Here is a 7,715-nt window from a genome sequence, read left to right on the forward strand (position 1 = left end):
GCCTCGGAGGGCAGCAGATCCCCCGGCGCGATTTCGCCGGCCAGGATCTTGTCCTCGATGGTGCGGGCGACGAGACGGAAGGCGGGCTCCACCTGCACCGGATCAAGCGCGAGCGACATCAGGGACCATCCTCTCGGCGGCGCGGGCCTTCTCCAGGTCGCGCAGCACCTTGCGTTGCACCTTCCCGGTCATGGTCTTCGGCAGCTCGCCGAGAAACGCGATGGCGCGGGGATATTTATAGGGAGCGGTGACACGCTTCACGTGATCCTGCAAGGCGGCCGCCAGCGCATCGTCGCCGGTGAAGCCGGGGCGGAGCACGACAAAGGCCTTCACGATCTCGCCGCGCTCCGGATGGGGCGACGCCACCGCCGCGCATTCCTGCACCGCCGGATGGTCGAGCAAAGCGTTCTCCACCTCGGAGGGACCGATGCGGTAGCCGGCGGAATTGATGACGTCGTCATTGCGGCCACGATGGTAGAAATAGCCGTCCGCATCCACCATGCCGAGGTCGCCGGTGACGAACCAGCGCCCCTCCGGCCCCTCCACATGGGCGCTGGCGGTGCGTTCGGGCTCGTCGAGATAGCCGAGCATCATCTGCGGGTTGGGGGTGAGAAGGGCGATGTCGCCTTCCATGCCGGGCGGGAGGCGGTTGCCCGCGCCGTCGATGATTGCGAGATCAAGGCCCGGCAACGGCTTGCCCATGGAGCCCTCGCGCGGGGCGACGCTGGGATAGTTGAGCAGCGTCATCAGCGTCTCGGTCTGGCCGTAGGCTTCAAGGATGGGGACGCCCGTCGCCGTCTGCCAGCGTGCCGCGACCGCCGGGTTGAGCGTCTCGCCGGAGGAGACGGCGTGGCGCAGGCGCGAGAGGTCGTGCTCGGCGACGCCGGCATCCACCACGCGGAACAGCTCGGTGCCCGGCGCGCAATAGACGGTGATGCCGTAGCGCTCCAGCAGTCGCAGGCGCTCCTTGGGGTCGAACGGGCCGTCGTAGAAAAAGCTGGCGGCCCCGCAGCCCCACGGGCCGAAGAGGATGGAGGTGCCGGCTTTGCTCCAGCCGGTGTCGGCCGTGCACCAGATGGTGTCGCCCGGACGAAGGTCCAGCCAGCAAATGGCCGAGCCGCGCCAGGCGTAGAGCCCGCGGGAGGCGTGGAGCACCCCCTTCGGCTGGCCGGTGGAGCCGGAGGTGTAATAGAGCACGGCCGGATCGTCGGCCTGGACAGTCATCGGCGCGAAGGCCTCGTCGCCGGAGGCCAGTGCCTCCTCCAGCGGCTCGAAGCCGGGGGCGCCGCCAAGGGGGCCTTTCAGCGCGAGGCGCACCGGCACCTCGTCGATCACATCCGCGAACTTTCCCGCATGTTCGGCCCGGGCCACCACGGCCCGCACGCCGGCATGGCGCACGCGATATGCGATGTCCTTGGCGGTGAGCATCTCGATGGACGGGATGGGCACCGCCCCGAGCTTCAGGCAGCCGACCATGGCCACCTGCCATTCGGGAATGCGCGGCAGCATGACCAGCACCCGGTCTCCCTTCCGGATGCCGCGCGCCGCCAGCGCCGAGGCGAAGCGGCTGGTGAGGCGCGCCATGTCCGAGAAGGAGAAGCGCCGCTCCTCGCCGGCCGCATTGGCCCAGATGAGGGCCGGTCCGTCGGCGGTACGGGCGAAATGATCCACCACGTCGGCGCCGAAATTGAACGTCTCCGGCACCTGCCATCGGAAGGTGCGGGCCATCTCGGCATAGTCGGTCATGTTGGGCGCCATTCTGGTCGGCGCCATCTGGCTGGGGGCCATGGTTTCCTCCCGGAGCATTGTGCTCTCTTGAGCGTTACTCAGATCGCCCGGCTGGCCTTGAGCGCGGCGATGTCCTCGGGCGCATAGCCGAGGCCCGCCAGCACCTCGCCATTGTGCTCACCGAGCAGGGGCGGCGGCGAACGCAGGGCGCAAGGGGTCCCGGAATACTTCACCGGAAAGCCGAGCTGGGGAATGGTGCCCTCCACCGGATGCTCCATGGACATCAGCATCTGCCGGTGGCGGGCGTGGGGATCGGCGAAGGCCTCCTCCATGGAGAAGACGGGGCCGAAGGGAATGTCGGCAGCCTCAAGTTCCGCCACCCATTCGTCGCGCGTCTTGCGGGCGAACAGGGCGGCGAGGGTGGCCTTCTGCGCCACTTCCCGCTCGCCCTCCGGCCACTGCTCGTCCTTCAGCGCGGGAAGGCCCACGGCGTCGCAGAAGCGGTGCCAGAAATGCGTCTCGATGAGGCCCAGCGCCACGTGCTTCCCGTCGGCGCAGGCATAGACATTGTAGCAGGGCGCCTGCCCGATGAAGGGTCGCTCGCCGCCCTTCGGCTCGATGCCGGCGAAGAGATGATCGGCGCCGTGCAGCGACAGCCAGGACATGGCGCCGTCATGCATGGACACATCCACGAACTGCCCGCGCCCGGTGGTCGCCCGCGCCAGCAGCGCGGCGAGGATTCCCGTCGAGGCCATGAGCGAGCCGCCGCCCACGTCGGCGATGGAGAGGCCCGGCACGATGGGGCCTTCCCCCGCCTTGCCGAACAGTTGCAGGGCGCCGGCTTCGGCGAGGTAATTGAGGTCGTGCCCAGGCTTGAGCCGGCTCGGCCCGTTTTGCCCGTAGCCGGAGATGGCACAATAGACGAGGCGCGGATTGATCTCGGCGAGGGTGTCGTAGCCGAGGCCGAGGCGGTCCATGACGCCGGGGCGGAAGCCCTCCAGCAGCACGTCCGCATCCTTCACCAGCTTGAGGAGGATGGCGCGGCCCTCTTCCGACTTGAGGTTCAGTGTCAGGCTCTTCTTGTTGCGGTTGAGCAGCAGGAAGGAGCCGGATTCGGCGCGGTTCAGCGGCGGGAAGGTGCGGTTGTAGTCGCCGCCCTCAGGCTGCTCGATCTTGAGCACGTCGGCACCGAGGTCGGCCAGCATCAGCGAGCAGAAGGCGCCCGGCAGCAGGCGGGTGAGGTCCAGCACCTTGAGACCGGCGAGGGCGAGGGGTGTGGGTGTGGGCGTGAGGGCGTTCATCTCTGGTCTTTCGGATCAGGCGGCGGTCCAGCCGCCATCCACCGCCAGCGAGGCGCCGGTGATGTAGGAGGCCGCGGGCGAGGCGAGGAACAGGCAGGCGCCGACCAGCTCCTGCGGATGGCCGAAGCGGCCCATGGGCGTGCGGCCGGTGACGCGCTCGGCGAGCTTGGGGTTCTGGCGCATGCCTTCGGTCAGCTCGGTTTCGAAATAGCCGGGGCCGACGGCATTCACCCGCACGCCCTTCTTCGCCCATTCGAGGGCGAGCTGGCGGGTCATCAGCTCCACCCCGCCCTTGGCGGCGCAATAGGCCGTGGTGCGCGCCAGCCCGACCTTTCCGGCGACGGAGGTGACATTGACGATTGCGCCTTCGCCCTGGGCCAGCATCACCCGGCCTGCCGCGCGGGCGGCGAGGAATACGCCGGTGAGGTTGGTGTCGACCACCTGCCGCCACTCGGCGAGGCTCGTGTCCTCGGCGGTCTTGTACCAGGGGTTGATGCCGGCATTGTTCACCAGCACGTCGATGCGGCCGTGGCGCTCCACCACGGAGCGGACCAGCGCCGCGATATCCGCCTCGCTGGCCACATCGGCGGCGATGCCTTCGGCCGATCCACCCTGCGTGACGATCGCGGCGGCCGCCTCGGCCAGCGTCTCGGGACTGCGGCCGGTGAGCACCACATGGGCGCCGGCGGCGGCAAAGCCCTCCGCGACGGCGCGGCCGAGGCCCCGCCCGCCGCCGGTGATGATGACGATCTTGCCGGCAAGGCCGGGCATGGGCGCGGGCTGGGGCAGGGGAAGGGCGAGACCCATCACGCGGCCCTCCCTTCCGGCAGGGCTTTCACGGCCGCGCCACGGGCCAGCCGGCGCGCGATGTTCCAGCGGTGGACCTCGGACGGGCCGTCATAGATGCGGAAACCGCGCACGTCGCGGAAGATGCGCTCCACCTCCGTGTCGCGCGTCATGCCGAGGCCACCCAGCACCTGGAGCGACCGGTCCACGATGCGGAAGATGGCTTCGGAGGCGAACACCTTCACCATGGAGCTTTCCACGTTCGCCTTTTCGCCCTGATCCAGCAGCCAGGCGGCGTGGCGGATGGCGAGGCGAGTGGTGTGCAGGTCGATCTCGTTGTCGGCCAGCATGAAGCCCACACCCTCGTGGGACAGGAGCGTGCCGCCGAACGCCTCGCGCCGGCCCGCATATGCGGTGGCGATGTCGTGGGCGCGCCGCGCGGCGCCGAGCCAGCGCATGCAGTGGGTGAGCCGCGCCGGCACGAGCCGCGCCTGCGCGTGGCGGAAGCCCTCGCCCACGGCGCCGAGCACGTCGGACGCGGGCACGCGCAGATTTTCCAGCGCCACTTCCGCGTGGCCGCCGGTGAAGGAACTGTCCAGCGTGTCGAGCGCCCGCACGATGCGCACGCCCTCCGCCGGCAGATCGGCGAGGAACATGGTGGCGCCCACGTCCCGCCCGTCCACGACGGTGCGCGCCATGATGATGGCGAAGGCCGCGCCCTCGGCACCGGTGATGAGCCATTTGAGGCCGTTGATGACGAAGTGGTCGCCGTCCTTCACCGCGGTCGTCTTCAGTAGAGACGGGTCCGCTCCGGCACCGGGGTGCGGCTCGGTCATCAGGAAGCAGGAGCGCGTCTCGCCCGCCGCCATGGGCGCGAGGTAGCGGGCCTTCTGCGCTTCGCTCGCCACTTCGGCGAGAAGGTGCATGTTGCCCTCGTCCGGCGCGGCAATGGCGAGCGCGATGGGGCCGAGCATGGAATAGCCCGCCGCCTCGAACACCACGGCCTTGCCGAGATGGGAGAGGCCCAGCCCGCCCCAGGCCTTCGGTACGTGCGGGCTCAGCAGCCCGGCCGCGCGCGCCTTCGCCACCAGATCACGGCGCAAATCGTCGGTGGGGCCGTGGGCGGTGCGGCGCGGGTCGGCCTCGAAGGGCAGAACCTCGTCGCGCACGAAGGCCGCGGTGTGGGCCTCCAGCGCGGCGAGATCGGGGGGGAGCGCGAAATCCATGGGCCTCGCCTTCAGAAGGTCTTGTCGTTGATGATGTCGAGGGTGAAATCGACCAGCGCCTCGGCGAGCGAGCCGAAGCCGGCATAGCGCGGGTCCACTGTCTCGCCGGCGAGGTGCCGCGCGTGGAGCTGGTGGAACACCACGCCGAGCTTCAGCATGGTGAGCACGCGGTAGGCCTTGAGCTGGGACAGGTCGCGGCCGGTGGCGCGGGCGTAGGCGTCCGCCGCCTCGGCCCGCGTCAGGAAACCGGGGCGGGCCGTGGGCATCTGCGCCAGCTCGTGCATGCACGCCGGGTCGCCGGCCTCGGTCCAGTAGCTGAGCAGCGTCGCGAGATCGAACAGCGGGTCGCCACGGGTGCCCATGTCCCAGTCCACCACGGCGACGGGGGCGCGGCTGGCGGGGTCCAGCAGCACGTTGTCGAGCTTGAAATCGTTGTGGAGAAGGGTCGGCGCCGACGCGTCCCGCACCTCTGCGGCAGCGAGCCAGCCGGCGACGGCGCGGGCGGCCGGGGAGAGCGCGCCCTGCGCCACCCGTTCGGCGCGGCCGATCCAGCCCGCGGCGGTGCGGGCGAAGAAGCCGGCGGGGCGGCCGAGATCGGACAGGCCGATCCGGGCCGGGTCCACCGCGTGGATGGCGGCCAACGTCTCGACCAGCTTGTGCGAGAGGTCCGCGCCGGTGGCGGCGGTTGCCGGGAAGGGCGCCAGGCTGTCACCCCGCAGGGCGATGCCGGGGCGAAACTCCATCACCTGGAAAGGCGCGCCGGCGACGCTGGCGTCGGCACACAGATGCAGGCTGCGCGGGGCGAGCGGCAGCTCCCGCCAGAGATTTGAAAGGATGCGGTGCTCGCGCGCCATGTCGTGCGCACCTGGGGGCAGGGGGCCATCGGGCGGACGCCGCAGCACGGCCCAGCCGTCCGACACGCGCACGAGAAAGTTCAGGTTGGCGAGGCCGCCTGTGAACTGACGGGGCACGAAGGCGGGATCGAGACCGATGCCGTGGGCCGCCAGATGATGCCCGATCGCCGCCCAGTCGAGCACCCGGCTCTCGGCCGCGCTGCGCAGGGCGACACCGGCGGGCGCAGCCGGGTCCAGCACGGACGCGCCGACGTCCCCCTCTGCGGTGCCCTCGCCTTCCAGCACGTGAACAGCCTCGACCATTGGACGCGTTGCCTCGTTTTTGTCGGACTAAAATTGTCCGACTGAAATCATGTGGTCAAGCGGAAATTTTCCGTTAGCCGCGCACTTCAGGTGGTGGGATTTGCGATATTTTGTATGATAATCAATGTTTTGATTAGAAATTCCGTCGTCTCCATCCGGAGATTGACGGCGCCGCGATTTTGGTTTTATGGTCCGATCATCAGATAAAGATGCCGGACCAGAATTCCGGCCTGGAGGATGACGCCATGCCTCAATGCTTCAGCCCGCGGCGCCGGAAATCCGTCGCGCCGGCCTGTCTCCTTGCCCTCGTCGCGACACTTGGTTTCGCCGTGCCGGCGGCCGCCCAGACGGCGGCTCCCGTGGCGACGGCCGGTGCAGCGATGGAGCAGTTCGTGCCTATCGCCATCTATCGCACCGGCCCCTACGCGCCGGGCGGCTCGGGCATCTACGGTGCCTATGCGGATTATCTGGCGCTGGTGAACGCCCGCGACGGCGGCGTGAACGGCGTGAAGCTCGTCTATGAGGAGTGCGAGACCGGCTACCAGCCCGACCGCATGATCGAGTGCTACGAACGCCAGAAGGCGAAGGGGCCGACCGGCGCCGCGGCCTTCACGCCCTCCGGCACGGGCGGCGTCTATGCCCTCATCGACCGCATGACGGCGGACAAGATCCCCTCCGTCACCATCGGCTACGGGCGGACCGATTCCTCCGATGGCCGGGTCTTCCCCTATTTCTTCCCGCTCATCTCCAATTACTGGAGCGAGAATACCGCCACCATTCGCTACATCGCCGAGCGCGAGGGCGGGCTGGAGAAGCTGAAGGGCAAGAAGATCGCCAATGTGGTGATGGACTTCGCCGCCGGCCGCGAGACCCAGGCCATCCTCGATGCCCAGGCCAAGCGCTATGGCTTCGAGGTGACAACCTTCCCCATCACGCCGCCCGGCCTCGACCAGCGCGCCGTGTGGCTTCAGGTGCGCCAGTATCGGCCGGACTGGGTGCTGTTCCGCGGCTGGGGCGCGGCGACGCCCACGGGCATCAAGGAAGCCGCCCGCGCCGGCATCGCCCGCGACCGCATCATCGGCTGGTGGTGGTCGGGATCGGAGGAGGACGTGACGCCCGCCGGCGACGCGGCCAAGGGCTTCATCACCGCCCAGTTCCACGCCACCGGGCCGAACTATCCGGTGTTCGAGGACATCAAGAAATACGTCTACGCCAAGGGTCAGGGCAATGTGGAGGAGAACCGCATCGGCTCGGTCTACTATGTCCGCGGCGTGCTCCACGGCGTGGCGGTGACGGAAGCCATGCGCACCGCCATGAAGAAGTTCGGCAACCGTCCGCTCACCGGTGACGAGGTGCGCTGGGGGCTCGAGCATCTGGTGATGACCAGCGAGCGCATCAAGCAGCTCGGCCTCGAGGGCCTGATGCCGGAGATCAAGGTCACCTGCGCCGACCACGAGGGCGACGGCGCCATCCGCTTCCAGCAATGGGACGGCGCCAAGTGGGTGATGATCTCCGAC

The 7,715-nt window shown here is 69.2% G+C and carries 6 protein-coding genes; 1 reads left to right on the forward strand and 5 read right to left on the reverse strand.

Annotated elements, in window-relative coordinates; translation table 11 throughout:
• Positions 1-102 precede the first annotated feature (102 nt).
• The 5 genes from ACE3QW_RS17820 to ACE3QW_RS17840 are packed head-to-tail and all read right to left on the reverse strand — an operon-like array spanning position 103 to position 6,198.
• Positions 103-1,788: an acyl-CoA synthetase gene (locus tag ACE3QW_RS17820; RefSeq protein WP_374252913.1), complete on the reverse strand. Its 1,686-nt coding sequence runs from the start codon at positions 1,786-1,788 to the stop codon at positions 103-105.
• A gap of 38 nt (positions 1,789-1,826) precedes the next feature.
• Complete coding sequence (locus ACE3QW_RS17825) at positions 1,827-3,029, reverse strand: CaiB/BaiF CoA transferase family protein (protein ID WP_374252915.1); 1,203 nt, start codon at positions 3,027-3,029, stop codon at positions 1,827-1,829.
• A gap of 15 nt (positions 3,030-3,044) precedes the next feature.
• A complete protein-coding gene (locus tag ACE3QW_RS17830; protein WP_374252922.1) occupies positions 3,045-3,836 on the reverse strand; it encodes an SDR family NAD(P)-dependent oxidoreductase in 792 nt (263 codons plus the stop codon).
• Positions 3,836-5,041, reverse strand: a complete 1,206-nt coding sequence (locus ACE3QW_RS17835; RefSeq protein WP_374252917.1) for an acyl-CoA dehydrogenase family protein — start codon at positions 5,039-5,041, stop codon at positions 3,836-3,838. Before ACE3QW_RS17835 ends, ACE3QW_RS17830 begins: the two co-directional genes overlap by 1 nt.
• 11 nt (positions 5,042-5,052) lie before the next feature.
• Positions 5,053-6,198 carry a phosphotransferase family protein gene (locus ACE3QW_RS17840; protein WP_374252918.1) on the reverse strand — a complete coding sequence of 382 codons (1,146 nt, stop codon included), beginning with the start codon at positions 6,196-6,198 and terminating at the stop codon, positions 5,053-5,055.
• A 245-nt stretch (positions 6,199-6,443) separates the two neighbouring features.
• Here ACE3QW_RS17840 and ACE3QW_RS17845 point away from each other — a divergent pair.
• A partial coding sequence (locus tag ACE3QW_RS17845; RefSeq protein ID WP_374252920.1) for an ABC transporter substrate-binding protein occupies positions 6,444-7,715 on the forward strand: 1,272 nt, incomplete at its 3' end.

Source organism: Xanthobacter sp., from assembly GCF_041911315.1.
Lineage (GTDB): Bacteria > Pseudomonadota > Alphaproteobacteria > Rhizobiales > Xanthobacteraceae > Xanthobacter > Xanthobacter aminoxidans.

What these genes read in the sequence shown, in the direction of transcription:
- ACE3QW_RS17835 (WP_374252917.1), bottom strand. Translation starts at nt 5,041, where the DNA reads ATGGATTTCGCGCTCCCCCCCGATCTCGCCGCGCTGGAGGCCCACACC.
- ACE3QW_RS17825 (WP_374252915.1), bottom strand. Translation starts at nt 3,029, where the DNA reads ATGAACGCCCTCACGCCCACACCCACACCCCTCGCCCTCGCCGGTCTC.
- ACE3QW_RS17830 (WP_374252922.1), bottom strand. Translation starts at nt 3,836, where the DNA reads ATGGGTCTCGCCCTTCCCCTGCCCCAGCCCGCGCCCATGCCCGGCCTT.
- ACE3QW_RS17840 (WP_374252918.1), bottom strand. Translation starts at nt 6,198, where the DNA reads ATGGTCGAGGCTGTTCACGTGCTGGAAGGCGAGGGCACCGCAGAGGGG.
- ACE3QW_RS17820 (WP_374252913.1), bottom strand. Translation starts at nt 1,788, where the DNA reads ATGGCCCCCAGCCAGATGGCGCCGACCAGAATGGCGCCCAACATGACC.